This is a genomic window from Mesorhizobium sp. M0478 (assembly GCF_040321305.1).
Taxonomy (GTDB): domain Bacteria; phylum Pseudomonadota; class Alphaproteobacteria; order Rhizobiales; family Rhizobiaceae; genus Mesorhizobium.
In genome coordinates this window covers 1-25,932 of the sequence record NZ_JAMYRH010000017.1, presented here as the reverse complement: position 1 = coordinate 25,932, position 25,932 = coordinate 1, and the positions used below count along the sequence as shown (strand labels likewise).

Annotated in this window: 16 protein-coding genes and 2 pseudogenes; 8 read left to right on the top strand and 10 right to left on the bottom strand. The window is 59.9% G+C overall.

Annotated features, from left to right (window positions below):
- Window positions 1-18: 18 nt before the first annotated feature.
- The gene (locus NKI64_RS28510; RefSeq protein ID WP_023672382.1) at window positions 19-657 is read left to right on the top strand and encodes an FMN-binding negative transcriptional regulator; all 639 of its coding nucleotides are present in this window, start codon (window positions 19-21) and stop codon (window positions 655-657) included.
- A 644-nt stretch (window positions 658-1,301) separates the two neighbouring features.
- On the opposite strand, the gene NKI64_RS28505 is transcribed toward NKI64_RS28510, so the two are convergent.
- The 5 genes from NKI64_RS28505 to NKI64_RS28485 form a co-directional block, all read right to left on the bottom strand.
- A complete protein-coding gene (locus NKI64_RS28505) occupies window positions 1,302-3,365 on the bottom strand; it encodes a carbamoyltransferase family protein (RefSeq protein WP_023697826.1) in 2,064 nt (687 codons plus the stop codon).
- 1,139 nt (window positions 3,366-4,504) lie between these two features.
- Window positions 4,505-6,715 (bottom strand): xanthine dehydrogenase family protein molybdopterin-binding subunit, encoded by a 2,211-nt coding sequence (locus NKI64_RS28500; RefSeq protein ID WP_352671489.1) that lies wholly within the window; start codon window positions 6,713-6,715, stop codon window positions 4,505-4,507.
- Between the two features lie 3 nt (window positions 6,716-6,718).
- A complete protein-coding gene (locus NKI64_RS28495; protein ID WP_023689394.1) occupies window positions 6,719-7,177 on the bottom strand; it encodes a (2Fe-2S)-binding protein in 459 nt (152 codons plus the stop codon).
- A gap of 1,163 nt (window positions 7,178-8,340) precedes the next feature.
- Window positions 8,341-9,243 (bottom strand): dihydrodipicolinate synthase family protein, encoded by a 903-nt coding sequence (locus tag NKI64_RS28490; protein WP_023685525.1) that lies wholly within the window; start codon window positions 9,241-9,243, stop codon window positions 8,341-8,343.
- Between the two features lie 52 nt (window positions 9,244-9,295).
- Window positions 9,296-10,528, bottom strand: a complete 1,233-nt coding sequence (locus tag NKI64_RS28485; protein WP_023697828.1) for a trans-sulfuration enzyme family protein — start codon at window positions 10,526-10,528, stop codon at window positions 9,296-9,298.
- A 74-nt stretch (window positions 10,529-10,602) separates the two neighbouring features.
- Between NKI64_RS28485 and pdxR the strand changes: the two genes are divergently transcribed.
- From pdxR to NKI64_RS28465, 4 genes are all read left to right on the top strand, one after another.
- Window positions 10,603-12,108, top strand: coding sequence for a MocR-like pyridoxine biosynthesis transcription factor PdxR (gene pdxR, locus NKI64_RS28480; protein WP_023697829.1), 1,506 nt, complete (start codon window positions 10,603-10,605; stop codon window positions 12,106-12,108).
- A 158-nt stretch (window positions 12,109-12,266) separates the two neighbouring features.
- Complete coding sequence (locus NKI64_RS28475; RefSeq protein ID WP_023704114.1) at window positions 12,267-12,758, top strand: MOSC domain-containing protein; 492 nt, start codon at window positions 12,267-12,269, stop codon at window positions 12,756-12,758.
- Window positions 12,759-12,764: 6 nt separating this feature from the next.
- Window positions 12,765-13,715: a PDR/VanB family oxidoreductase gene (locus NKI64_RS28470; RefSeq protein WP_023697831.1), complete on the top strand. Its 951-nt coding sequence runs from the start codon at window positions 12,765-12,767 to the stop codon at window positions 13,713-13,715.
- 51 nt (window positions 13,716-13,766) lie between these two features.
- On the top strand, window positions 13,767-16,163 hold the full coding sequence (locus NKI64_RS28465; protein WP_023697832.1) for a transketolase: 2,397 nt from the start codon (window positions 13,767-13,769) through the stop codon (window positions 16,161-16,163).
- 169 nt (window positions 16,164-16,332) lie between these two features.
- On the opposite strand, the gene NKI64_RS28460 is transcribed toward NKI64_RS28465, so the two are convergent.
- The 3 genes from NKI64_RS28460 to gmd all read right to left on the bottom strand — a co-directional run bounded on the left by NKI64_RS28460 (window position 16,333) and on the right by gmd (window position 20,119).
- Entirely contained in the window at window positions 16,333-17,754 is a 1,422-nt protein-coding gene (locus tag NKI64_RS28460) for a phosphomannomutase (RefSeq protein ID WP_352671485.1), read from the bottom strand.
- Window positions 17,755-18,104: 350 nt separating this feature from the next.
- Entirely contained in the window at window positions 18,105-19,049 is a 945-nt protein-coding gene (gene fcl, locus NKI64_RS28455) for a GDP-L-fucose synthase (protein WP_023697834.1), read from the bottom strand.
- On the bottom strand, window positions 19,049-20,119 hold the full coding sequence (gene gmd, locus NKI64_RS28450) for a GDP-mannose 4,6-dehydratase (protein ID WP_023672397.1): 1,071 nt from the start codon (window positions 20,117-20,119) through the stop codon (window positions 19,049-19,051). The genes fcl and gmd overlap by 1 nt, the downstream gene beginning before the upstream one ends.
- A gap of 997 nt (window positions 20,120-21,116) precedes the next feature.
- Here gmd and NKI64_RS28445 point away from each other — a divergent pair.
- On the top strand, window positions 21,117-22,103 hold the full coding sequence (locus NKI64_RS28445) for a nodulation protein NodZ (protein ID WP_031355618.1): 987 nt from the start codon (window positions 21,117-21,119) through the stop codon (window positions 22,101-22,103).
- Between the two features lie 240 nt (window positions 22,104-22,343).
- Window positions 22,344-23,759 (top strand): mannose-1-phosphate guanylyltransferase/mannose-6-phosphate isomerase, encoded by a 1,416-nt coding sequence (locus tag NKI64_RS28440; protein ID WP_023697836.1) that lies wholly within the window; start codon window positions 22,344-22,346, stop codon window positions 23,757-23,759.
- A gap of 315 nt (window positions 23,760-24,074) precedes the next feature.
- On the opposite strand, the gene NKI64_RS28435 is transcribed toward NKI64_RS28440, so the two are convergent.
- Together NKI64_RS28435 and NKI64_RS28430 are read right to left on the bottom strand one after the other, a co-directional pair.
- On the bottom strand, window positions 24,075-25,106 hold the full coding sequence (locus tag NKI64_RS28435) for a ThiF family adenylyltransferase (RefSeq protein WP_352671544.1): 1,032 nt from the start codon (window positions 25,104-25,106) through the stop codon (window positions 24,075-24,077).
- Window positions 25,080-25,516, bottom strand: a pseudogene (locus NKI64_RS28430) (E2 ligase fold family C protein); the annotation flags it as partial. The gene NKI64_RS28435 and the pseudogene NKI64_RS28430, both read right to left, overlap by 27 nt.
- Before the next feature lie 84 nt (window positions 25,517-25,600).
- Here NKI64_RS28430 and NKI64_RS28425 point away from each other — a divergent pair.
- Window positions 25,601-25,932, top strand: a pseudogene (locus NKI64_RS28425) (transposase); the annotation flags it as partial.

The window sequence follows — 25,932 nt, the reverse complement described above, 5'->3', positions numbered from 1 at the left end:
GCGACAGGAGATAAACCGTTGTACGTTCCGCCTCATTTTGCCGTCCCTGATCAGAACGCCCTGTTTGACCTTATCGAGAGACACCCGCTGGGTATCCTCGTCACCCAAAGCAAAGGCACGCTGGACGCGAACCACCTCCCTTTCGAGCTTGACCGCTCGAAGGGAGACAAGGGCGTTCTCAATTGCCATGTCGCTCGCAAGAACCCAGTCTGGGAGGAAGTCGCCAATGGCGATGAGGTTCTCGTAATCTTCCGTGAGGCCGACGCTTACATCTCGCCGAACTGGTATCCGAGCAAGCATGAATTCCACAAGCAGGTGCCGACCTGGAACTATCTCGTCGTCCATGCCCACGGACGCATCACTGTCCGGGATGATGAGCGGTATGTGCGCCGCAACGTGGCGAAGCTCACTCACATGCAAGAAGCCTCGCAGCCGGTCCCATGGAAGATGGGCGACGCGCCGAAGGACTTCATCGACACGATGGTCAGGGCAATCGTCGCCTTGGAGATCGAGATCACCGGCCTGGTTGGAAAATCAAAACTCAGCCAGAACAAAGAGTTGCGCGACATTCAGAACCCTGGCGAAATGCTGCGTGCCCAAGGGGCCATTGCGATGGGAGAAGCGATGCTCGCGGCTGCGGCGGTCAAATCCCAATAGCATGTGTCTTGTCCCGACAAAGCCGCTGGTGCCGGCTTCCCGACGGGTCACCTAGTCCGCCTTGACGCACGGCAATAGCGTTTGACGGCCTGAAGCGACGCTGTGGTCACCCTTGTGATGCTTTTCCACGCGCCTGGTCAGGCGACAGGATTGCTCCGTCGTGAGGACAGGCGGGAGTTTGCAGGTTGCGGTGGGCGGGTTCGTTTCCGGCGCCTGCGCCCCGTCGTATGTCGCGAGTTGAGGAATGCGATCGAGGGCGATGTGCAGGATGCGCTGCGGGAACGTCGTCGGCTGGCACAGACGGACTTCCGATTTCACCTCGACCACCCGCGCAGCGGTTTTGAATGAGGCGCAAACGCACGCGTGTCGAATTGGGCGATTTCCCTTGGGCGCCGAGCTCGACCATGCGCGATGATGCGCTCGACGCAGCTCCAGCTGGCGGCGCCTTCAACGAACTCCTTGAACCTGCAGACCTTGCCCGAAAGCACTTGCTCTTACGGGAGATGATTGGCTTTGTCGCCGAAGCGACTGATGGAGATGTTGGTGGGCGCCGCCGCGTAGGCGACGACCCCGTAATCACAGCGGGAGCTCGCAGGCGGGGTCGACAAACACCCTTGATTGGCCGAGCTTGAGGTGCATCTCTATCAGGCTGATTGCTTATTGGGCTGGTCCAGCGTTTGATCGGACCCATGATCCATCCGACCAGCTTGTGAGGGATGCAACCGAACCAGGCGCTGCTCCCACAGTCTTCGCAGGCCCTCCATTAGAGCTGCATGCCTGGCCTGATCCGGCTCAATCATATTGAGGTGATCTCGCAACACGGCTTCGCCATCGATCCGCATCAGTAGATTAAACAAGTCGTTTGAAATTCGCACACTGTCAATGCTGGAGTGGTTCGGAATAATCTCGCAGACAGTCTCCTGATGATCTCGCGCTGTGTAAGCACGGGTTTGATGGAGGGAGACTGAGGGAGGCAATGAAATCGCAAGCGCAGTCCAATCCTGCAGCGTTGCAGCCCGTTTTTTTACCAGGAAGGGCCCGACCACAAGTCCATCCAGCTCTGTCGTCAAAAATGTGGCAATCGCGTCTGCAACCGTATCCACGATCGGTTCAGCATTGTTGTTAAAGGACGTATTGAGCAGAATTGGAGTGCCTGTCCGCTTCTTGAAGGCATTGATGACCTCCCAGTAAGCTGGGTTGGCATCGCGCGATACTGTTTGCAGCCGAGCCGTACCGTCGACGTGCGTAATGGCACCCAACAAGGCGCGCTTTGAGTCACGCACGCGAACGACGAAATTCATGAATGGAAATTCGTGCTTACCGTCCGGGAGGTCGAAAAATTCGCTCGCATCCTCTTCCAGCACAGATGGTGCGAAAGGCCTATAGCCTTCGCGCTTCTTGACCATGGCATTGATCCGGTCCTTGTTTGCAGCGGGCCGAGGGTCGGCAAGAATGCTGCGGTTGCCCAGCGCACGTGGCCCAAACTCCGAACGACCCTGCACCCAGCCGATCACGGCGCCGTTGGTGATCCAGTGGGCTGCACTGCTCGCTACGTCATAAGAGCGTTCAACCTCGAGATGTCCGGACCATGCATTCAGTTCCTGTTCCACGGCGCGGTCGCTCCCGAGATCAGGACCCCAATAGACCTCCTGCAGTCGCTCACGCGGCGCGGGGCGGCCCATCTCGTTAGAGACTATCAGCGCAGCTCCCAATGCGCAGCCAGCGTCGTGAGACGCGGGTTGCACGAAGATGTCTTCGAAAAGCCCTGAATACAGCAGCTTGCCGTTCATCGTGCAGTTGTGGGCTACCCCTCCCGCCAGACACAACCGCTTCATGCCGGTGGCCTCTCGGTGGTGCCGGAGAATGTGGAACACGATCCGCTCAAGCGCTTCCTGCAGTGACGCACTCACATCTCGATGCTGCTGGGTGAAAGGCATTCCCTTTCGCCTGATCTCGATGTTGCGGAGCAACGCCGGACCGATGCGGTCGAGGTGAACACGGTAGCCACCGTTGGCGGAGAGCTCGTACAACTGCTCGAAGAGCTCGCGATAGGGAGCGGGGTCGCCATAGGGCGCGAGTCCCATTACCTTATACTCGTCGAACATGCCGTAGCCGAGACAGCGGATCGTCTCGAGATAAAACAGCCCAAGAGAATTGTCCTCCGGGAAAGCCTCGATTTGCGTAATTTCTGTGCCAGACCCTACCGCCACAAGGCCCGACAGGAAATCACCACAGCCATCAATCGCTAGAATGAGACTTTGTTCGAAGCCCGACATTGCAAAGGCGCTCACGGCGTGCGCCTGATGATGACCTACGAATGAAATACGCGAACTGTCCAACTTAGTGCCGAACTCACGCGCTAACAGGTTCTGCACCAACATTTTAGCATCCAACGGAGTGGAGAGAATGTCCGGTTGGGAAGCGGACATACCTTCAAGCATGGCGTTGGCATAGGGCTCGCTGGCGTAGACCGCGACACGATCAATGTCGCTGAGCTGAACCCCGGCCGTCGAGAGACAGTATTGAATCGAACCACTTGGCAGCTTGTTCGAGTGCTTGATTCGATTGAGGCGTTCCTCTTCTACGGCGGCTATCACCTTTCCGTCTCGGACGAGCACCGCGGCGCCATCGTGCATAAAGGCGTTCGGACGCTCGAATCGGTTTTCATGGACTTGGTCAAGTCCGCCGCTGATTCCTAGGCACAGCATTTCTTTCTCCAAATAGTAACGGGAAGCCAAGTTGGCTTACCTCGACTGTTTCCAACTAAATAGGCGTGTTGTCGCCTGCAGCTGCGACCGCCCGTCAGGCATCAGCGGCATCGAAGAAAGCCTCATAAACGATCAATGAGATGCTTCGACTGTGACGCCTACAGTGCCATCACGCCGAGAGCTTGGCTGGATCATCCAATCCTGAGCGGCTGCTGACATGTATCCGGCGATGTCGTTTTCATCGGCAGAACCAACTTGCGATGCCGCCTGTTCTTGGGAAGGGCGGCCGTCGACGAATAACAGTACCGCCCCCGTGAACTGGCCCGATTTCATTCTCCGAAGCGACCATGGTCGCACCGCCCGACATTGTCGGCCAGTTGCAACTCACTTTCTCGGCACGACCTCCACTGCACGTCAGGGCGCATCGAAGATTTTCTCCTTTGGATTATACCTAAGGCAGCTTTCGTCACGCGTTAGAGCAGCGTGTGATTGGTGCGTGAGGCTCTTTTTTGTCCATGCACGATTCCGGAAGAGTGATGAAATCGATTGTTTTGATCAAAGTCATCCACGCTATGAATAACAGCCGCAGCACATGCGTTTTCAAAGCGCTTCAGGCTTCCCGGATGGCTACTCCGATGTGAAGCGCATGGCATTCCAAGCGCTCTGTCAACCAAACGATGAGTATCGGCGTCGACCCTCATTGCCTTCGTCTTCGCGACTCCGTGACAGCGGCTGGCATTGTGTTTGTAGGGCATCGGGCGAAGATCATGTCGATCGGCCATCTCGCCTGCCTATTGACAAACCCTTGAACAATGATCCACGCACCAGCGCGATTGTGATCACGGGCGCCTCTGAGCTCTGGAGGTTCGGTTTTCTGAGGGTTCCTGGGTCTCCGAAGCGATGGAGGTAGCTAGCCTTCCTGGTGCTATACGGTTGTGCTCTTCATGGAGTGGACGCATTTGCGTCTCGAAAGCGGTTCTTCAGTGGAACCGGCGCCAAGGCCCGTCTGTGGTCGTTCAGAACACGGGGTGCCGTCTCCAAACCGGATATTGGAGCGGGCAGCCGCCGGAATTTGACCCATGGAAATGAGCGCCTGTCAGGAGGCGTTCGAAAACGGCGCGATCTTCATCGCGGCTGTTTCATGGTGTCATTCCTGACATGTTCTTTATAATCGGCAGCTTGCGGATAGTCTTGCCCGTCGCCGCCCGTAGCGCGTTGGCGACGGCCGGGCCGATCGGCGGCACACCTGGCTCACCAACTCCCGTGGGCGGCTCCTCGGACGGCACAATGTGCACCTCGACTCGCGGCATCTGCTCGATCCTGAGCGGTGTATAGGTATCGTAGTTCTCTTGGTCTACGACACCGCCCTTCAGGGTCAGCTCCTCCTGGAGGATCGCACCTAGCCCGAATCCGATACCGCCCTCCATCTGAGCGCGAATCTGGTCAGGATTTATCGCGGTGCCGCAATCTACCGCGCAGACGACGCGGTCGACCTTGAAACCATTTTCATCGTTGAGGGTGATCTCCACCACATCGGCGACATAGGTCGAGAGGCTTTCATGCAGGGCCACGCCGCGGAAACGGCCTTCCGGCAGAGGCTTGTCCCAGCCTGCCTTCTCAGCAGCCACTTTAAGCACGGCGGCATGCCGTGGATGGTGACCGAGCATTGACAAGCGGAAGTCGACCGGATCACGGTTCGCAGCGGCGGCGAGCTCATCGATCAGGGTTTCCACCGCGTAAGCGGTGTGGGTGGAGCCTACCGAACGCCACCACAGCACCGGGATGTTCACGTCCGTGGTGGTCAGCTCGACCTTCAGGTTCGGGATCGCATAGGGCAGGTTGGTGGCGCCCTCTACGGAGGTTGGATCGATGCCGTTCTTGATCATCGCCGCAGAGGTCGAACCGCCCAAGACCGATTGACCCACGATGTGGTCATGGAGAGCGACGACATTGCCTTTCTTGTCAAGCCCCGCCTTGACTGCGTGCACATAGGCCGGCCGGTACCGCCCACCCCGCATGTCATTCTCGCGGGTCCACTGCACCTTCACTGTCTTGCCGCGTCCCAGTGCACGCGCTGTGGAAACAGCTTCGATAATGACATCTGCATCCAAGACCGCGCGGCGGCCGAAACTGCCGCCGGTCTTCATCACGTGCAGCCTCACCTTGTCCGGCGTGGTGCCGCCTACCTGAGCGGCAGCCGCCTGATAAAGGTCGGGCATCTGGTGTCCGCCCCAGACATCGATGGTGCCGTCTTCGTTGATTCGGGCGGCCGCGTTGAGTGGCTCGATCGAAGCATGGACAAGATAGGGGAATTCGTAGTGCCCCTCGATGATTTTCTCAGCACTGGCGAACGCTGCGGGAGTGTTACCGTCGTCGCGCGCGGTGGCCGCGCCCAGATCGTCTGCTGCCTTGTTGTATTCGGCCATGATCTCGGCCGTGCCGCGCTCTTCGGCCTTCTCCTCGTTCCAGGTCACCTCCACGAGGTCGCGGCCCTTCAGCGCCGTCCAGGTGTCCCTGCCAACCACGGCAAGGCCTCGCGGCGTCTGGACGACATCGACAATGCCGTCGAGTGCCTTGGCCTTGGTTGCGTCGAAGCGCTCGATCTCGGCGCCGAACTTCGGCGGATGGATCATAACGGCCGTCTGGAGTCCCTCCATCATGAGGTCGATCGTGTAGGTCTGCGCGCCGTTGGTCTTGCCGGCGGAATCGTAGCGCTTGAGGCTGTCCGATCCGATCTGGGCCCACTTGTCGCGCGGCTTTAGCGGCACGTCGTCGGGAACCGGCATTCCCGCTGCGGCTTCAGCCAGGTCACCGTAGCGCGCCTGCATCCCTGAGGCGTGCGACACGACCCCGGAAGCGACTTTGATCTCGCCGGCTGGCACGTCCCACCGCTGCGCCGCGGCCGCCACCAGCAAGGCCCGTGCGGCAGCACCCGCCTTGCGGTAGCGTTCCCACGACGAGCCCATCGACGTGGAGCCACCAGTTGCCTGTGCGGCCCCGCCCCAGGCGAGATTGCCGTAGAACGCGGTATTGCCATATCCGCCGACCACGTCCACCTGCGCCCAGTCGCCGTCGAGCTCTTCCATAACCAGGGTGGCGATGCCGAAATAGGAGCCTTGTCCCATCTCGAACTGCGAGGAGTGGATGATGATTCGGTTCTCCTTTGTGATCTCGACATAGGTCTGGAAGGGGTTCGCCGGAACCTTTGCAGGGGTCGTTTGTGCGATGTCGGGCGCGGCCAGCACTGGCCGGTAGCCCACTGCGAGGCCGCCGGTGGTAACGCCCGCGCCGACGAGGAACCAGCGGCGCGTGGGCCGCACGGCAGTATGCTTCGAGAGAAACTGCGACATGCCTCAAGTCTCCAGCCGGTTGGCGGTCTCGTGGATGGCCGCGCGGATGCGATGATAGGTGGCGCAGCGGCAGAGGTTGCCGCTCATCGCCGAATCAATATCATCGTCCGTCGGCTTAGGCGTTTCTGTAAGGAGGGCCACGGCCGACATGATCTGGCCAGACTGGCAATAGCCGCATTGAGGTACGTCGAACTCGGCCCACACGGCCTGGACCGTTTCGCCTATCTTGCCCGACACACCCTCAATGGTGGTGATCGAGGCTCCTTCGATGTCGCCGACTGCGGTCTGGCACGAGCGCGTCGGCATGCCGTTAACGTGAACCGTGCAAGCGCCGCACTGGGCAAGCCCGCAACCGAATTTCGTTCCCGTGAGTCCGATGACGTCACGGACCGCCCAGAGCAGCGGCATCTCTGGATCGACGTCGAGTGTTCGCGCCTCGCCATTGAGGGTAAAAGCGACCATTGCTTGCTCTCCTTGTCCTGAGCTGGCTATCTCGTTGAGCCTCCGCCCGCCTGGCAACCGAGCTCTTGTTGCTGAGGCCTATCGACCACACCGTAGGAACGCGCAGCTCAAGCAACAAGCCGCTAGGTTGGCGAGTTACGAGATCGTGAAGTGGGTCGTGTCGAAAGGCTGGAGGCAACTGAATGTCATTTTTTGGGCGGACAGGCCGCTTTAGGCTGGGTTACACGAGACTGGACATTCGGGTCGTCGCGAACATCGACCGCTGGTCGGCCGCGTCCGGCAGGGCCCTGATTGGCTACACGAAATGAAATGGGACTATTATCGATGGGGGCCTACCTCGACCCGCAACCTCCACGACTGGACCCTCAGGTTTCCGGCTATCGTCCCGGGCGGTGGCCGAGCTCGGCGCCTCGGACGCGATAATAGGCGGTGAGGCGTTCGTCGTTGACCAGAAGGCTTGTCGCGCATTCCCAGTCTTCAGCGGGCTCTTGGCCGCGGCGGGAGACGTCAGGACCATGCTTGCCGGCTTCGACCTGCTCAAGATCGACGGCGAGGGTCTTCGCGATCGGCCACTCGTCGATCGGCGCAAAGCGCTAGTTAACCTGCTGAGACGCCGCCAAACGGCATCGTTCTGAGCGACGAGATCAGCGGCGGCAGCGACATTCTCCCGCAAGTCTCCCAGTTCGGCCTCGATGGGCATCGTCTCCAAGCTGCGTGTCAGTCCATATCGATCCGGCCGGCGCCAAGAATCGGTGAGACAAAATGCGTGCTGAGTGATGAGTTCATCGTCATCGGCTGCGAACCCGGCAACAGTTACGGCGGTCGGGAAGCGTGCTCTGGCGAATGTCGAGGACGGAAATCTGGTGTTCGCCGGCGGCATTGGCACCGGCTTCAATGCGCGCACCGGGCCGGAAGTAAAGCGCCGGCTCGATGCCATTCCAATGGATAAACCACCGATTCCTAGTTTGAAGGCGAACGGTGCGGCATGGGCGGAGTGCCCTGCGCAGTCTGTACCTCCGCAGTCGATTGTCGAGTTCGAAGGGGGTGTGATTGGCGTCGAGACCGCTCCAGCCATGGCTATCAGCACGCCGAGTGCGTTGTTTTCGATCAGTTCTCGAAATGAGCGGGTAAATACCTTTCACTTGCCGAACGGGGTTTGCTGTTCACCGGCTGGCATCCGATGGCAAACCTTTCAACGCGGCGGCGATCTGGCGCTTCGCTGCTGGGGGCAGAGGCAGGATGGGACGCGGGGGTTCGGCACTGCAAACGTCGAGCAATTCAGCGAGTGCATAGACGACGCGAAGGCTCGAGAACTCCTTGAAGAGGCTCCAGATCGGGACCAGCGCGGCATTGATCCGTCGCGCTTCGGCCGCATCGCCCTGTTGCGCCGCTGTGACGATCGTCATGCAGACCTCGGGCAGGATGCCCGCGAGGACGCTGTACCATGTGTCGGCGCCGGCGATCATGGCCTCGGCGGCGTTCCAGTCGCCGCTGTAACCAATCGAGAACCCTTCCGGCAGTGTGCGCCTCTGGGCGGTCAGGTGGTTCTTGATCGCATCGCTTTTGTCTGTCGGATTCTTGATGGCGACAATCCCAGCCACCTTTGCCAGGCGGCTGACAAGGGGTGGACTGAAATGGAAATGCGTCGTTCCTGGATTGTCGTAGACGACGATCGGCAGGCCACTTTCGCGCGCCACAGTGGAGAAATGATCGAACACCTCGTCATCAGTAAGCGGGGTGTAGGAGGCGGCGGCAAGCAAACCCGCAGCTGCTCCAAGGGCCTTGGCGTCTTGCGCGAGCCCCACGGCTTCATCGGTGCGCAGCGCGCCCACACCCACCACGACCGGCATTTGCCCCGCCGTTTGGTCCAAGGTCTCGGAGAGCGCCCGCCGCCGTTGCTCGCGCGACAGATAGATGTATGTGCCGGTGCTGCCGAGAAGACCGATGGAATCGACCTGAGCAATGCCAAGCCGAGCAATCAGCCTGCGCAGGGCAACGCTATCGACGCGGCCGTCACGATTGGTCGGGGTGATGGGGAACGCGGAAAGACCGCTCAGGAATGCCATGGCAAGGCTCCAGATCTATGTGTGAGCGCAGAGGTGGCCGCACGCCAGGTCATTACAAGACGTCCAAAGCCCGCCGCAGATCGGCGATCAGGTCATCAGCGTCTTCAAGCCCCACCGAGAGACGCATGAGATCCTCGCCGACTCCATCGGCCAAATGGGCATCCTTGCGGATCGGCTGCCGAGCACGGGTGAGGCTTGCTGGATGATAGATGAGGCTGTCGGCATCGCCGAGGCTGACGGCGCGAATGATCAGGTTGAGCCGGTCCATCATCCGGCGCGCTCCTTCGTATCCAGCGTGGAGGCCAAAGGCCAACATGCCCGATCCGTTGGACATCTGTTTTCGCGCCGTCACCTGATCAGGGTGCGAGTCGAGGAACGGATAACTCACAAATGCCACCGCCGGGTGCGCTTCCAGCGCCCGAGCCACCGCAAGGGCTGTGGCGCTGTGCCGTTCCATACGCAGCGTCAGCGTCTTGAGACCGCGCAGGATTAGGAAAGCTGACATGGGCGAGAGCGCTGCGCCGGTGATGTAGCGCAGGCCCGTTTCATGCAGCGTACGGAGCGTCTGGGCGTCGCCGAGAAGCGCCCCGCCAAGGGCATCGCCATGACCATTGATGTACTTGGTCATCGAATGGAGCACGATGTCCGCCCCGTGCTCAAGCGGTCGCTGGAGCGCGGGCGAGGCGAAGGTGCTGTCGACTGCAACCCTTACACCGCGCGCGTGAGCGCGCTCGGCAATTGCCGCTATGTCGAGGATGCGGCTCAGCGGATTCACCGGCGTCTCGAAGAAAACCAGCCGCGTCCGCTCGGTGATCGCAGCATCGAGATTGTGAGGATTTGACAGATCGACCGCGACGACCTTGATGCCGAAGCGGGGGACCGCCTGTTCGACCATGGCAAGCGTGTTCGCATAAAGCGTCTTGTGGACGATGAGTTCATCGCCCTGGGACAGGAGCGACAGGATCAGAGTGCCGAAGGCCGCCATCCCCGAGGCAACAACCAGCCCTGCCTCGGCTCCTTCCAGATTCGCGAGCCGCTGCTCGAGGATCTCGGTCGTGGGATTGTATTCGCGCGCATAGAGCCTTCCACCTAGGGCGGCGGCGGCATCGTTTGCTGCCACGCTTTCGAACCCATAGGTTGACGTCAGGAACACTGGCGGCTGGACGGCATTGGAAAAGCCGGCCGGATCGTAGCCATGATGGATCGCCCGGGTGGCAAATCCGGGGCTGGTGCGGTTGAGCGACCCCGTGGGAGCATCGGTTTCGGATTGATGGGAGCTGGTCATTCGGCCTCTGCGATCTCTCTTGGGGTTCCGAAAGATTGACGGCAACCTGGCCAATGTGAAATATCCAGTTGGCGATGAAAGAGATGGTCCAGTCTTCAAGTGCCGGGTCTGCAGCGCGCTCGCATGCGATGGGTGCACGCCAGATATACGAAGCCCTTCGCGAGCAAATCCTCGGCGGCGTCTACGAAACCGGCAGTCAGTTGCCATCCTCCCGGGCCCTGGCAAATGACCTCGGCGTTTCGCGAACCACGGTGACGGTCGCCTATGAACAACTGGCTGCGGAGGGTTTCATCGAAGTCCGTCAAGGCGCACGACCTCGCGTTGCGTCTTCGTTGATGGGCCATGGGACGGGGCGCACTCACGCGCAACGGGTCGGCCCAATCCACCTGTCCGCATATGGCGAGCGGCTGCGCGCGACGTCACCCTGGCCAGATTATCTGCCGACTGGGCTGAAGGTCGAGTTCCGCTATGGCGACCTCGCGCCGTCGGATTTCCCTTCATTGGTCTGGAAACGCGCGATGAACGAGGCGATGGGGCAGCGCCCGCTGCGTCTTGCCTATGACGATCCTCGCGGCTCGCGCCGGCTTCGCCAGGCGCTTCAGGGCTATCTCTGGCGCGCCCGGACCCTGAGCTGCGACCTCGACCAGATCATAGTTGTGAACGGTTCGCAGCAGGGCCTTGATCTGTGCGCGCGCCTGCTTCTCGATCCCGCCGACCGTTTCGTCATCGAGGATCCGTGCTACAGGATGGCGCGTCAGGTCTTTGCCAGTACGGGTGCCTCACCCATCCCGGTCATCGTCGACGAAGACGGGATGAGGACCGAGTTGCTAGCGGGGATCGGAGCACGACTGGCTTATGTGACGCCATCGCATCAGTTTCCGCTGGGCGGCGTCATGCCGATCGCGCGCCGCCATCAGCTTCTGAAATGGGCGCGGCACAACAACGCCTATGTGATCGAGGACGACTACGACAGCGAATATCGCTACGACATCAATCCGGTCCCTCCGCTGCACAGTCTCGAGGACCACGGGGCTGTCATCTACCTCGGCACGATCTCCAAAACGCTCTCGCCGATGCTGCGCATCGGCTACCTCGTCGTCCCGCCCGAATTGCAGGAGGTCTTCGCAACCGCCAAACAATTCGCAGACCGGCATTCGCCGGTCGCTGAACAGGAAGCGCTGGCATCGTTGATCGAGAGCGGCGGCTACGAAAGCCATGTGCGCCGTGTGCGCAGGCTGAACGGCGAGCGTCGGGAAACGTTGTTGGGTGCCTTGCAGCACAGCTTCGGGGATCGCATCACTGTCCAGGGAGCAGATGCGGGACTGCACGTCGCGGTTTGGTTCAATGACCTGCCACGATCGCGGGAAACGGCCTTGGTCGAATCCGCCCGCGACGCTGGCCTGGGGCTACACCTGATCTCGCCGCTCTACGAACGGCCATCGGACGAAGGCCGCACCGATCGCGTCGGACTTGTCATGGGCTATGCCGCCTTGAGCATTCGGCAGATCGGGAAGGGCGTTGAGGTCCTGCGAGAGGTTGTCAAGCAGGTGCAAGACGCGATGCCGGCGCGGAACAACTGAGCCGGGGCGACGCCGAAAGCTGGCGCTGAAAACGGTCCGAGGGCCCCCCGTATTTCTTTCCAAACAGCCAACTGGACCGGGAAAATGCCATGCAACTGGCGCTGTTGATCAGGCCAGTTTTGCAGCAGGTTTCCACGGACGAATTTCCGAGAGCGATGATGACCTGGCGAGGAAAGCTGCTTCACGTCCATATCGCGCCTGCCGCCTCCTATGAAATGGAGGAGCTGGCGCAGGCGCAGCTTATTGCCGGCCAAGGCGTTGTCGGAGACCGCTACTACCTGGGGACGGGGACCTATTCCGCGCGTCCTGACGTTCGCGAAGTGACGCTGATCGAAGCTGAAGTCTTGGACGCCATCGCCCAGGGCGAACCCAGAATTCCGGGCTTCAAGGCCAAGCTCGCACCCGAAGATCACCGGCGCAATCTGACGACACGAGGCGTTCCGCTTAGCCATCTTGTCGGCAAACGCTTCCGGGTCGGGGAAACGATTCTCAGGGCCGCCCGGATGAATGTGCCGTGCAAGTATATCGAGGAGTTGCTCGGGCTTCCGGGTCTCTACGAGGGGCTTCTGAACCGCTCCGGCCTGAACTGCACAATCGAGGTCGGGGGCGTGATCCGCCCCGGTGATCTGATCTTGCCCATCGACGAGTGAAACGCCATGGCCTCGCCGCGCATCATCATGAAGCTGACCGTGACCGCCGCCCGCAAGGAGCCGGGCGACGTGCTGGTCATCGACCTGAAACACCCACGCAAACCTGTGCTGCCGGCGTTCGAAGCGGGTTCTCACGTCGACGTCCATCTGCCTGAAGGGAAGGTGCGTCAGTATTCACTTTGCGGCGACCCGACCGAGCTTGGCCGCTACACCATCGCGGTGAAGCGCGAGAATGACGGCCGTGGCGGCTCGGCGTGGATCCACGAAACCATTGCCGTCGGCTCCACACTGCCTGTCTCCGCGCCACGCAACCATTTTGCGCTCAAGCCAGGCGAGGGGCCGACTTTGCTGCTGGCAGGGGGAATCGGGATCACCCCGATTCTGGCCATGGCGCGCGCGCTCACCCGGCAGGCCAAGCCCTTCGAGTTGCACTATTTCACCCGCAGCCGGGCGCTCACGCCACTCTTGGCGGCGATCGGGAGCGATCTTCCTGGCGGCAATGTGCGGATCCATTTCGACGACGAGCCTCAGACCCGGCAGAACATCGCCGCGCTGCTGGCGAACCGTTCGGACGACGCGCAGACATACTACTGCGGACCGCCTGGCTTCATGGCGGTTGTGGGGCGCGCGGCTCAACACTGGCCCGAGGGTACTGTTCATTTCGAAACTTTCCAGCCTCCCGAGTTTGATGGCGCGCCACCGGAACCGTTCGTCATAGAACTGGCTGAGGGCAGGGTGGTTGAGGTTTCGGCTGAGACCACGGCACTGGCCGCCTTGCGTGCGGCCGGTGTGCCGTTGATGGCCTCGTGTGAGAACGGGGTGTGCGGGACCTGCGAATGCGCAATGCTGGCGGGACAGCCGATCCATCGGGATGCCGTCCTGTCCAAGGAGGCACGCGGCCACCGCTTCATCCCCTGTGTGTCGCGCGCGACAGGTGTGTTGAAACTCGATCTTTGACCATTTGGGCGGGGGTCCTGTGAGACCGGCAGCTGATTTGCGGGAAACTGAATGACGAGGAAACTGGAATATCTGAACGAGATCGAGCGCTGCGTCTCCTGGCTCGCAGCCTGGACGATCCACCACGCCAACCACGTCCGCGAGGGCGATGAGATCAAGGTCGGGGGGCATCAGGCCTCGTCCGCGTCGCTGAGTACCATCATGACCGCGCTCTACGGTTCGGTCCTGCGCCCGCAGGATCGGGTGGCGGTCAAACCCCATGCGGCGCCGATCTTCCATGCACTTCAGTATCTGGCGGGCAACCAGACCCCCGAAAAGCTCATGAACTTCCGCGGCTACAAGGGCGCGCAGAGCTACCCTTCGCGGACGAAGGATGTCGACGATGTCGACTTCTCGACCGGGTCGGTGGGTCTCGGCGTTGCTCAGACGCTGTTCTCGTCGCTGGTGCAGGACTACGTCTCGGGTCACGGCTGGATGAAGGAGCGTGCCGAGGGCCGAATGGTCAGCCTGATCGGCGACGCCGAGATGGACGAGGGCAACATCTACGAGGCCCTGATCGAAGGCTGGAAGCACGGGCTCAGGAACTGCTGGTGGGTGGTCGACTACAATCGCCAGTCGCTCGACGCCGTGATCCGGGAGGGCCTCTGGCAGCGTTTCGAGCAGATTTTTCGCAACTTCGGCTGGGACGTGATGGTCCTGCGCCACGGCGCTCTGCAAGAGGCTGCCTTTGCCGAGCCGGGGGGCGAGAAGCTGCTCGAGTGGATAGAGCGCTGTCCGAACCAGCTCTATTCGGCGCTGACCTTCCAAGGGGGTGCTGCCTGGCGCAAGCGGCTGCTCGACGAGATCGGAGACCAAGGGCCGGTCACCACTCTGATCGAACGCCGCTCCGACGACGAGTTGCAGGCGTTGATGACGAACCTTGGCGGGCATGACATGCCGAGCCTCCTCGAAGCCTTCGAGGCGGCGTCCAGGCATGACCGTCCCGTCTGCTTCATCTGTTACACCATCAAGGGCTACGGTCTGCCGCTTGCCGGACACAAGGACAACCACGCGGGGCAGATGACGCCCACGCAGATGGAAGACTACCGCCTGCAAATGGGCGTAAAGCGGGGTGAGGAGTGGGACAAATGGGCGGCCGCCACCTTGCCGGAAGCGGAACTTGACGCCTTCTTCGCAAAGGCGCCGTTCTTCAGTGAGGGGCGTAGGAGGCTGTCTGCGCCGTCGGTGCCGGTGCCTGAAACCCTTCCGTCACCGGGGCAGCCCGGCAAGCCGCTCTCGACCCAGATGGGGTTCGGCCAGATCCTGAACGACATCGCACGCGAGCGCAGTCTGCTTGCCGACCGCATTGTCACCACCTCGCCCGATGTGACGGTCTCGACCAATCTCGGTGGCTGGGTCAACCGGCGCGGCCTTTTCGCCCGGGAGAGCATGGCGGACACCTTCAAGGCCGAACGCATTCCGTCGACCTTTACCTGGGAATTTGGGCCGAAGGGGCAGCACCTCGAGCTCGGGATCGCCGAGTCGAACCTGATGATCATGCTCGGGGCACTCGGTCTCTCGCACTCGATCAATGGCGTGCGCCTGCTGCCGATCGGGACAGTCTATGATCCCTTCATCTACCGATCGGCCGACCAGCTAAACTACGCCTGCTATCAGGATGCGCGCTTCATGCTGGTCGCAACGCCCTCGGGCGTGACGCTAGCGCCCGAGGGCGGAGCACACCAGTCGATCGGCACCCCATTGATCGGCATGGCGCAGGATGGGCTTTGCGCCTTCGAACCGGCCTTCGTCGACGAACTGTCCGTGATCATGCGCTTTGCCTTCGATTACATGCAACGTAATGGCGAGGGGGATCCGGATGAGATGACGTGGCTGCGTGATCAGACCGGAGGATCGGTCTATCTTCGCCTGTCAACCCGGCCGCTCGAGCAGCCGCTGCGCGACATGAACCCGGCGCTCGCGCGGGACATCGTCAATGGCGCCTATTGGCTGCGTCCGCCTGGGCCCAACGCGAGTGTCGTCATTGCTTATCAAGGCGTCGTCGCGTCGGAGGCGATTGCCGCGACGGGTCTTCTGGCGGAGGACCGGCGCGATGTCGGGCTGCTCGCGATCACCTCCGCGGACCGGCTTAATGCGGGCTGGCAGGCGGCGGAACGTGCCCGGCAGCGTGGCGCGATTGGCGCCCTGAGTCATATCGAGCGGCTGCTCGCGCCGCTATCGCGTGACTGCGGCATTGTCACCGTGATCGACGGCCACCCGGCGACGCTCGCGTGGCTCGGTGGGGTTAACGGGCATCGCGTGAAGGCGCTCGGGGTCGAGCAGTTCGGCCAGACGGGGACTATTGCGGACCTATACCGTCATCACGGCCTGGACACCAACGCCATCGTACATGCGGCGCAGGCGGTCAGTGCGGGACCGGCTGTTCGCTACCGCAAGGCGCTGCCTTGACCATGAGCGACCGGATGCTCCGTGGCTGGTACGGATCGGCTGTTTCCACGGGCGTTCCGGTTCGCTTCAAAGCGGACAGGGCCGGGACACTGTGGACGTTCTGATCGCGCTTGAGTAGCTTGTGCGACCCCCAGGGTCACCTGGGAATACGCAGGGATGCGGCTTTTATTTAGCCTTGCGCCCAATTACGAATTCGATCCAATCCAGTCCGGAGCAAAAGCTCCGCATCCTCCCGATTTTCGGCTTCGACGTAGCACCGCATTTCCGGGGCATTTCCGGATGGACGCAAATGCAAGACACGCTTATCCGCGAGAGTGATACGAAGTCCGTCAACATCGCTAACCTTGCTTACCACTCCAATCGACCCGACGAAGGCGGCGATGTTAGTTTCCGCTGTACGAAGGTATGTCATGAGGGGAGTGCTGCTTTCGACGGAAAAATTTTCCAAGCGATCCGCCGCCGCCGCCGGCAATTGAAAGGAACTGCCAATCTCCGACAGTGGCTGCCCACTTGTATTAACAAGGGAAAGTGCCGCGAGGATGGGGAGAAAACTGTCGCGTGTAGGTAGCGCCGGCAGTTTAGTTCCGTTCGGGTCAAAGTCCGTGCCTGTCAATAAACCACCGTTTGCTTCGAAACCAACCACGCGCTCGTGACCCGACGCAACCAAATCGAGCATGGCAGCAATAACAAATGGCGATCCAACCTTGGTACGCACGACTTTAAAAGAACCTGCGGTCTCGATACCAGAGTTTGATGTGACCGGCGTGACGACTGCCTTCGCTTGCAGGAAGTTCGCCGAAATCAGGCCTAACAAATCACCGCGAAGGGGGTCTCCGTGGTCGTCAGCTACCAGTGGGCGGTCACCATCGCCATCTGCCGAGACGACCGCATCAAGCCGATGCTCTTTGGCCCAGAGCTTGAACTGTTGAGCAGTCTCGTCAGAGACCGCTTCAGTGTCGACAGGAATGAAACCTTCCGAACGTCCCAGGGTTACGACCGTCGCACAGTGACATGAGAGAATGTCAACCAAGAGATCGCGCGCGACTGTGCTGTGCTGATATACGCCCACCGTTAAGCCCTTTAGAGCATTATTCTCCATAAGCTTTCGATTGCGCGCCATGAAAAAAGCCTTGCATTCGGCCTCCCGGTGCTGCCGACGTGCAACAGCACCTTCAAGGACGTATCCGCGCTTCTCCAACTGCAAGGCGATGCGCGTTATCTCCCGCTCATCACCTTTGTCGATCTCACCGTCGGGTCGATAGAATTTTATTCCATTACGGTCGGCCGGAATGTGCGAGCCTGTGATCATCAAACAACCACTCTTACGCGCCTGAGCATACAGTGCCAGGGCAGGGGTGGGGACTGCGCCGCAATCGACTACGATGAAGCCGAGCGCCGACAGTGCCGCCGCACAGACGGCGGCGATGGCCGGACTCGAGGCGCGAAAGTCGCGCCCTATGAGTATCTCGTCGCCAATTCTGGCCAGGCCGGATTCCAGCAGGAATGTCGCGAATGCCGTTGCATATAGGGCAGAGGCGGCCCCTGCCAATTCTGTCGCTAGGCCCCGTAATCCACTTGTTCCGAATTTCATACCAAATCCGACGTTGCTAACTGGTTTTTAAAGGTGACATGCTCAAACCTTAGCTCGTCCGGAATGCCCATCGACAGATTCCTCGGACGAGAACAAGAAGTACATTCCGTTAGCGTAGACGCGTTCGGTTCTGTACGGTTACCCTTGTGAGGATTGGCGCGGTCGGCGTCGTCGTGGGCAGCGCACCGTGACCTTCATGGCGACGAGGTTGGAGCGGATGGGCTTGAGATCCGGCAGGGCTCCTCGCGGCTGGCTCACATGAGCGCTCGCCATCGAGTGATTGTCTCAGTCCACATTAGCTCTGGGTCCCGAAAGCGCGTACAGGCCTGAGGCGCAGCAAATCCTTTTATTTATCGCCGTTCGGTGTAGCTCCCGTTCAGAAATGCATGATAGGCACTCTCGATGCCTTCCATGAGAGTGATCTTTGCTGCCCATCCCAAAGTGCGCAGCTTGTCGACGCTCATCAGCTTTCGCGGTGTACCGTCAGGTCTAGAGTGATCATGCGCAATCTCCCCAGTAAATCCGACTACACGGCAGATCACTCTTGTCAGCTCTAGGATCGTGATGTCCTGTCCGCAGCCGAGATTGACGTGCTCATGGTCAGAGTAGTTCTTCAGAAGGAAGACTAATGCGTCGGCGCAGTCGTCGACGTGCATGAATTCCCGACGTGGTGTGCCCGTGCCCCAGATGGTGATTTGCTTATCACTTATGAGCTTAGCTTCATGCGCTTTCCGGATCAGCGCTGGGACGACGTGGCCTGACTGCAAGTCATAATTGTCGCCTGGCCCGTAGAGATTCGTCGGCATAGCGGAGATGTAATCGCGGCCATATTGCTCGCGATAGGCTTGAGCCATTTTGATGCCGGTGATCTTGGCGACGGCGTAGCATTCGTTGGTGCGCTCTAGTGGCCCGGTCAAAAGCGCGCTTTCAGGAATGGGCTGTGGTGCCATCTTCGGATAGATGCAAGACGAGCCGAGGAAGAGGACGCGGTCGACATTGTTTTCGTGGGCTGCCGCGAAGATATTGGCCTCGATCATCAGATTGTCGTAAAGAAAGTCGACCGGATAGGTGGCGTTCGCGAGAATGCCGCCTACCTTTGCCGCCGCCATGACGATAGCGTCCGGTTTCATCACTGCCACGAAGTTTTCAACTTCGGTCTGTCGCTTAAGATCTAGCTCTCCCCGAGGGGCGGCCACAACTTTGCAGTCTTCGGACGCGAGGCGGCGTACAACAGCGCTGCCCACCATACCTTTATGGCCAGCGACCCACACGGTTTTTCCGTTCAGATCATACATTACGCTTCCTTCATGACTACAGATGTCTGCATGACCTTCAGGTCTTCGCGGACCATTTCCGCAGCAAGGTCGCGCACGGATATCTCATGCACCCAGCCGAGCTTCTCCTTCGCCTTGGTAGCGTCACCCAGGAGAAGATCGACTTCCGTGGGGCGGAAGTAGCGTGGGTCCACTTGGACTAGGCATCTGCCGCTCGCTAGATCATAGCCCTTTTCGTCGACACCCTTGCCACGCCATTCGATCTCGACGCCGACATCTTCGAAAGCCCACTCGACGAATTGGCGGACAGGAGTCGTTTTGCCCGTAGCCAGCACGTAATCATCCGGTTGATCCTGCTGCATCATCATCCACATACCTCGCACGTACTCACGCGCATGGCCCCAATCGCGTTGAGCATCGAGATTGCCGAGATAAAGCTTGTCCTGCTTGCCCAGGTAAATAGCAGCGGCAGCGCGGGTGATCTTGCGCGTCACAAAAGTTTCGCCACGAAGGGGGCTTTCGTGATTAAAAAGAATGCCGTTGGAGGCGTGCATACCATAGCCCTCGCGATAATTGACGACCATCCAGTAGGCGTAGAGCTTGGCGGCGGCGTAAGGGCTGCGCGGATAAAAGGGCGTCGTTTCGTTCTGCGGTACGGACTGCACGAGGCCGTATAGCTCTGACGTCGAGGCTTGATAGAAGCGGGTCTTGTCCGTCAGACCGAGGAGGCGAATCGCCTCAAGAAGTCGCAATGTACCGATACCGTCCGCGTTTGCTGTGTACTCAGGTGTTTCGAACGACACCTGGACATGGCTCTGAGCAGCCAAGTTGTAAATTTCGTCTGGCTGAGATTCCTGAACCACGCGGATGAGGTTAGTCGAATCAGTGAGATCACCGTAATGCAAGATTAAGCGCGGATCGGATTCGTGCGGGTCTTGGTAGAGGTCTTCGATACGACCGGTGTTGAAGGAAGAGGAACGTCGCTTAATCCCATGAACGATGTAGTCTTTTTTGAGAAGAAGACGGGCAAGATAGGCACCATCCTGTCCAGTTATGCCCGTAATAAGAGCAACTTTCCTGCTATCACCCATTCTATTCCTGCTCTATTAAAGTTTAAAGTTTCGGCTCCGGCTCGCCACGCCGACACAATGTGCGGCCCGCCCGGTGCCCTATGGAGCACTTCGACAAGGTGCGGCGCGAAGATCGTCATTGACGGTCCGCCAGCCGAGCACACCTGCTCTGCTTAGAGTCACGAGCAAAAATAGAGTCGCGCCGCTAACCTGTCGGACTCGTACATGCGGTCTGAGTGCCGCTCAGCTCACGCCCTGAGCGACATGTACTCCCAGCACCTTGCAGCTGATTTGCTCTTCTATTAGCGAGTGAGGACGCCTTTCTTTCTTGCTTCAGCGTCTTCTAATGGGAATTGTTTGGATCCGTGAAATCGATTGTTTGGATAAAGTGCATCCACAGAATGGATGGTCTGAGCGAGCAGCGGGGGCGCATCGCCGGCCCGGAGTCGTAGCGCGAGCTTCCGTTCGGGGCGAGGACAAAGTTCGTGGCCGCGAGCCGTCACCACAGCATCCGGCACAGGTCGTGCAGAACTTTGGGAGCCGACTGCGGATTCTGTCGATCAGCTGGTTCCAGGCGCGTCGAGCCGTCGACCTCATCTCGCCCGGTACCGGTTGCTGTATGCAGCCTTGCACCCTTGGCGTACGGCGTCGACGGAATGATTCGCTTCGGCAGGCAGTGTCGTAGCGTTTCCGGCTCTTTCGGCTCTATTGACCGGGCCCGCGTCAGCCGAGCCCCTTCATCATGGCATCCAACACATGGATGGCCGGCATCCACTCAATAGATTTTACATATGCGGCGGAGGCCCAGTAGAGAAGGCTGAACCGGAAGCGAGGGCAACCCCAAGCGAGGGCATCGGCTTCAAGCTTTGCGAGCGTCACGGGATTAGTGGGCAGTGCTGAGTGAGCTCTTCTGCCCTATGGCCCGGCCTCTGCCAAGGGCCCGGCGTCAGGGTCTACTAGTGTCGACTAAGGATTCCAAACCGGATGCAACCTCCTCTCCGAAACGAGATTTCCGAAAATGCATGTTAGTGGATTGGAAAAGCGCCGGTTCGTCGTCTCTCGGAGGCGTACGGGGTTCGGTGATTGTCTGTGGTCGTTGGCGGCCGCTTGGCGCTACGCGCAGCGGTCGGGACGAACTCTAGCCATCGACTGGCGGGGGGCCTGCTACCTCGACCAACCCTTCACAAATGCGTTTCCGGTGTTCTTCCAGCCGATCAATGACATCGCTGGGGTGCCGGCTATTTCCGACGACCGGATCAACGACGTTTCCTTCCCTGGTCCATTCTTCCCGGAGTGGTGGAACAGGCCGGCGATCGAGTGCCTTTACCGGCCAGATGAGCAGATTTTCCAAGAGCGCGATGAGTTGGGCGAGCTCTTTCAGGCCGAACACGATGTCGAAGCGAACACAGTAGTGTGTGACGCTTGTCTGATGTGGCGGTGCGATGAGGATGCAGAGCGGCAGGTGTTCCAGAGTGTCCAGCCTCGGCCAGAAATTCAAGCCCGCATAGATGCCATTTATCAGGAATGTTTTGAGGGGCACAGCATCATCGGGATTCATGTTCGGCACGGTAACGGTGAAGACATCATGGAGCATGCGCCCTACTGGGCCGATCCGGAGCTCGCCGTTGGGCAAGTGTGCGCTGCAATTGACAAGGCTAAGGCGTTACCGCACCCCAGGCCTGTGCGGCTGTTCTTATGCACGGACAGCGCGCGGATACTGGATCTTCTGTCGGCCAGGTTTCCCGATCTGCTCACTGTCCCGAAGCACTTCGGATCCAATCAAGGTGGCCCCTTACACACTGCAGCACTCGGGATTGACGGCGGAATTTCCGCCCTCGTTGAGATGTATCTTCTCGGGCGCTGCGATACCGTAATTCGGTTTCCCCCGACGAGCGCCTTTACACGATATGCACGTCTATTCGCACCACGGGTAATTGAATTCGATCTGAAAGAGCCAAGTCGTTTGACTTTGATAGAAGGCAGCCAAGTCTCTGATCTCAGTTAAGACCCGCGACCTGCGCAATTCGGCAGACGCAACCAACAGGCATAGTTGAATGCGCATTTCTCACCGACGCCAGTGGAGGCGTCGTACATTACCGATAGCGTCGTCATCTGACGCCGCCTGCAACGCACCAGAACTTCGCTGTTACGCCGGGGCCGCAGACAAGCCAGAGCGACGGCGATCGTGACGCTGACGCTCGAAACAACGCGGGCGATCACTCCAGAGACGAAATTGAGGTTGGTTATGAAAGTCATTCCCGTGATCATCAGCGGCGGAGCCGGATCGCGGCTATGGCCCGCCTCAAGGCAATCGCACCCCAAACCTTTCCTCAAAGTGGCGGATGGATATTCTCTCATTCAGCAGACTGTGCTGCGCGCCGCTTCGATAGAAGGTGTCGTGGAACTCGTCGCTGTGACATCCGGGGAACACCTCTTCCTGACCAAGGACGAATTTGACGAACTGGATTCCGTGGTCCTGCCACGCACGTTTCTGCTCGAGCCCGAAGCTCGGGATACGGCCGCCGCCGTGGCTGCAGCCGCGATCCATGCGAGGGCAACGCAAGGCCCTGACGCGATCCTGTGCGTTTTCCCGGCCGATCACCTGATTAGCAACCTGCCAGCGTTTCTAGACGTCATGGGCCTGGCCATGGAACATGCGAAGCTCGGGCGGATCGCCACATTGGGCATCACCCCAACCAGACCGGACACGGCATTCGGCTACATCGAAGCAGATGGTGAGAACGTCGTCCGTTTCGTTGAAAAACCGGATCTGGATACAGCCAAAGCCTATGTCGCGTCTCAACGCTTCTTCTGGAACGCCGGTATCTTTTGCTTCAGTGCGCAAACCATGCTTGACGAGATGGTTTTGCATTGTCCCGAGGTGCTCCAGGCCGTCGCCGACAGCTACCAGAACGCCCGCGCCAGTCAATGCCAAGGCTTTGCCAAAATCGAACTCGCGCCTGAGCATTTCGGCTCCGCGCCGCGAATCTCGCTCGACCACGCTGTCATGGAGAAGACTAACAGACTTGCCGTGATTCCCTGCCACATGGATTGGAACGACATCGGATCTTGGAACGCAATGGCCGATTTAATCGCCCCCGACGAAAGCGGGAACAGGATACACGGCGATGTGCACATGGTCGACACGACCGGCACCTATGTGAGCTCCGACAAGCGCGTCATCGGCACGGTGGGCGTAAGCGATCTGGTGATCGTTGATTCCCCGGACGCTTTGCTTGTCACATCCCGCGACCGCGTTCAGGACGTTAAGAAGCTCTTCGAGAGCCTCAAGGCTTCGGGACATGAAGCCCATCTGGTCCATAGCACGGTACACCGGCCCTGGGGTACCTTTACGGTTCTGGAGGAAGGCGAGCGCTTCAAGATCAAACGCATCGAGGTGAAGCCCGGTCGCCAGTTGAGCCTGCAGATGCACTATCATCGTTCGGAGCACTGGGTCGTGGTCAGCGGCTCCGCCAAGATCGTCAATGGCGAGCAGGAGTTGTTCCTAGGGACAAACGAATCTACTTACATCCCCTGCGGCCATAAGCATCGGCTCGAGAACCCAGGCAGAATTGACCTGGTGATCATTGAAGTGCAGAGCGGTGATTATCTCGCCGAAGATGATATCGTTCGCTTCGACGACGAATATGGTCGAACGTAGATAGCAGTACAAAAACCTTAAACGACGAGCCGTCGCTCAAGGATCTCTGTCGTGGGTTCTGGGCCTGACATTGGCAAGCAGCGGGCCGAGCGTGTCATGTTATCCGCCCCGCACTCTCATGAGGCACTCGATCGTGGTCGAAAACATCGGTGAGCGCTTGACAGCGCGCCGTCCGCGGCAACGAAGACTTCAGATCTTTCTTAGCCGGACCAGTTGCTCAGCTGTTCAACGGCACAGCCGTATTTCAGCCTGTAGGCGGCAACGAAATCCTCATCGCTGCAGATGCAGCGGCCGCTGGAATCTTTGGCTTTCGGATCATGGAGGTGAGAACCAAGGGGGGCGCAGTAGATTCACGCGAGTGCTGGTCGTCGGACTCATCGGAAAACCCGCACTATGCTTGACCAGGTCTGCGGCAAGCATGATCCCGGCAAGCGCTGATTGAAAGGCCATCGGAACCACAGTTCGAACGAGACGACTTCCTTCGCTAAGCTGGAACACCAGACCGCCGCAGATAGCCTGCTGATAAAAAGAACGGAGGGGCTGGCCAACAAACGCGGCGAGCGGCTCAAACGGCACAGCCATCGCCGTAGCCACCCGAGCTACGAACTCATTGGGGACTCCGGTATTGGTCTGCAGGAGCGTTTTTACCTCATCGTGTGCTTCCGGCATTCCGAGTTCCTCCGCGACCAGTTGGTGTTCGTCCTTGGATTTGCCGGTCGGCATGTACATGCAGCAAAGGCAAGCCTGGCCGTCATCGAAACCATGCCGCGAGATGCCTAGATCTTGCTCCTGAGTCCAGGCGTTCGCGATCCATCGAGGCAGAGCACCTTGGACAGCTAGACGGTCGGCGGCGGTGTCAAGCGCCGCACCCACTCGGTCGAATACCCAGTCGCCCCGGCGCGCAACATATTCTGCCCACTTCATAGGGTGCGCCTCGACTTCAAGGGCGGTGGCCCGAAGGGCGTTGGTTGCGAGGGCCGCCTTAGAGAGGCCGACCTCCGCCTGACCTGCCAACACGTAGCGCTGCAGGTTTGAGAGTTCGATAGCTTCGTGATCAACTACATGCAGGCGCCCCGACAGACCGGATTGCCTCGCCAGCGCCCAGAGCGAGCCATGGCCTATCGCGCCGAGCCCAACGAGGTGCGTTTCGCCAAGGTCGACAGGGAAGTTTAAGGGGCTGGAATCGCCGGCGTTGCTCTTGTTGTAGGTGCATAAAGAGAGGTCGATGTTCTCGTCCAGCTCGGCGCCGGTCAGCTGGGAAGCAAAGATGGTTCGAAAGACGTTGGCCGCGGCGAAGCAGCTTGCGGCGCCAGCTCCATAGGGCAGCAAGCTCGAGCCAGAGCTCACCGGGTCCGTACGCGACAGCTTTGCCGCCCAACCCTGGGATCCCATGAAAAACATTGGGCACCGAAGTGATGGGTGCACCGCGCCTGCAGCTACACAGACCGTCGCATACTTGCCGGAACGCCGGATGCTGATTTTGGATTGATCGACTTTGCCAAGCGCTCGAGCGCTTGGGCTTGAGAGCTCGCGGCCATATCCAGGGGGAGTATGGCCAGAACCGGATACAGTCTGGCAAGCAACCTGACCGTAAGGTCAAGCGTCGCCTGGCCCTCTGCACACGAAGCGGCTTGGCTGTCGAAGGCCACAGCCACAACCTGCTTTCCGAGGGCTGCTTTGAAGTCGCATAGATGAAAGTCGGCCAGCACCTGAGAAGCTGCCGTGGCGGCGCGGTCAATGAAGTTAGCGAGTGCCATCGTTCAACCCGTTATCGTGATCATCCGCCTTAGTGCCGCGGATGGGAACTCATCCCAGTTCGCCTTCGCGTCAAGTCGATTGGCGGCGACCGCGCGGGCTATTACGGCCGCACCCTTGTGACGCGCGTCGGCAAGCTCGAGCTGCGGGTTCCGCAAGACCGTGCCGGGCGCTTCTCCACCGAGCTGTTCGAGCGCTACCAGCGTTCCGAGCGGGCCTTGGTGGCGACGCCTGGCCGAGATGTTCGTGCAGGGCGTGTCGACCCGCAAGGTGAAGGCGATCACGGAAGAACTGTGCGGCCATGCCTTCTCGGCTTCGTCGATCTCGGCCATCAACAAGCGGCTGGACGAGAGCCTCGCTGCCTTTGCCAGGCGCCCCCTTCAAGAGCCGTTTCCTTACCTCATCCTCGATGCGCGCT